Source organism: Candidatus Infernicultor aquiphilus (genome assembly GCF_002784285.1).
Lineage (GTDB): Bacteria > Atribacterota > Phoenicimicrobiia > Phoenicimicrobiales > Phoenicimicrobiaceae > Infernicultor > Infernicultor aquiphilus.
This window is the reverse complement of sequence record NZ_PFKO01000088.1, coordinates 1-1,721: the sequence shown is the minus strand read 5'-3', so window position 1 is coordinate 1,721 and position 1,721 is coordinate 1. Positions and strand designations below refer to the sequence as shown.

General features: G+C 34.6%; 2 protein-coding genes. Both read left to right on the top strand.

Translation table 11 applies throughout. The features are described 5' to 3' along the window. Positions 1-645, top strand: a 645-nt coding sequence (locus COZ07_RS02510) for a P22 phage major capsid protein family protein (RefSeq protein ID WP_406607017.1), incomplete at its 5' end; no start/stop codon positions are given. Positions 646-745: 100 nt separating this feature from the next. Continuing rightward, the gene (locus tag COZ07_RS02505) at positions 746-1,720 is read left to right on the top strand and encodes a glycosyltransferase family 4 protein (protein ID WP_406607016.1); all 975 of its coding nucleotides are present in this window, start codon (positions 746-748) and stop codon (positions 1,718-1,720) included. Position 1,721 lies beyond the last annotated feature (1 nt).

Sequence of the window (1,721 nt, the reverse complement as noted above, 5' to 3'; positions counted from 1 at the left end):
AAATATATTTCGTTTTTGATAGACGATATTGCTAAGTTCTTAGCAAAACCTAACTATCAGGCAGACCTTATGGACGAAGGTGTTGCTGTTCTTGCTGAACAAATCGAAAGCGATCTTTTAATGCTTTATTCAAATGTAACCACTAACTTAATTGGTAGCGCTGGAACAGATTTAGACGCAGATGACATCATAGACGCTGGTAAGAAGCTAAATGATTCAAAAGCTCCGTTGGCTAACAGAGCCGTTGTTATTTCAACTAAAGACCACGCCGCATTGCTTAAACTTGAAAAATTCACAAGTTCTAACTGGATAAGTGATAACCAGAGTGCATTGAAAGACGCTTCAATCGGTAGAAAATACGGATTTGATATCTTTATGTCTCAAGGTGTAAAAACTACTGGAACTTCTCCTGTTTCTACTAAAAACTTGGCTTTCAATAAAGGTGCTTTTGTTATGGTTTCTAGACCTTTAGCCGCTCCAGGTCCTCAATATGGAGTTGCTTCGAAAGTTCTTAGTGCAGACGGAATTGGACTTCGTGTAATGACTTCTTACTCTCATAAAGACGGTGGATATTTAACAACTATCGACTTACTTTACGGAGTTAAGACAATTCGTGAAGCTCTTGCTTGTCAGTTGATTAGCTAAACGCTATGCCAATCTTTTAGGTTGGCAACAGGAAGTTTATAAAAAGAATAATTCCGCCCTTTTATTCTTACTTCCTGCTGCTAACCTAAAAGGGTATTTTATGAAACTTGAGATGATAACAGTAAAGGATAGGAATAATGGTTATGGAATTTCTAAAGATTTAATTATTCACTATCTCAAAAAGAAAGGTATTCAGTTACTAGATAAGTTTGAAACAGACAAGCCGAAAGATTGTTCGCTTGTTTATTCTTACCCGACTAATCTTAAATGGGTACACGGACCGAAAAAAGTTTGTTTTACGATGTTTGAAACAGACAAGATACCTGATAATTGGATACCGTTTTTAAATAAATATGATTTAGTTTTAGTTCCAACAGAATGGGGCAAGGAAATATTTGAAAGGTGTGGAGTTAAAACTCCGATAAAGGTTCTTAACTTAGGTTATAATGCCGATGTTTATAAATATTATGATCGACCAGAACGGGATATTTTTACCTTTTTAAATTATGAGGCTTTTACTATTCGCAAGGGTTGGCACGAATTATTTGAGGCATTTAAAAGAGAATTTAAACCGAGCGAACCTGTAAGAATTATTTTTAAAACAGTAGCAAAAGAACACGGACAAAATATCGTTTCTTTAAATCAATATCCGAATATGGAATCAATTAACGAAGGATATTCTAACGAGCAGATGTTTGAGCTTTTGAAAGAGGCAGATTGTTTTGTTTTCCCTTCAAGGGGTGAAGGTTTTGGAATACCGCCACTTGAGGCAATGGCAACAGGACTTCCTGTTATTGCTCCAAACGCTCACTCAATTCAAGAATACTTTAGTTATAGATATATGATACCCGTAAATTATAAATCAGTTAAAGCAAGATATGATAATATAGAAGGGGACTTGGGGAATTTTATAAAATGTGATATCAAAGATTTACAACGAGCAATGAGGTTTGTTTATGAAGAAAGAAAGGACTGGAGGAAAAAATCTTTTAACACTAGCCAATATGTGCTAAAATATAAGATAGAGAATACAGTAAATAATTTAATAAGGGTATTGGAGAAATTATGTCAATAAA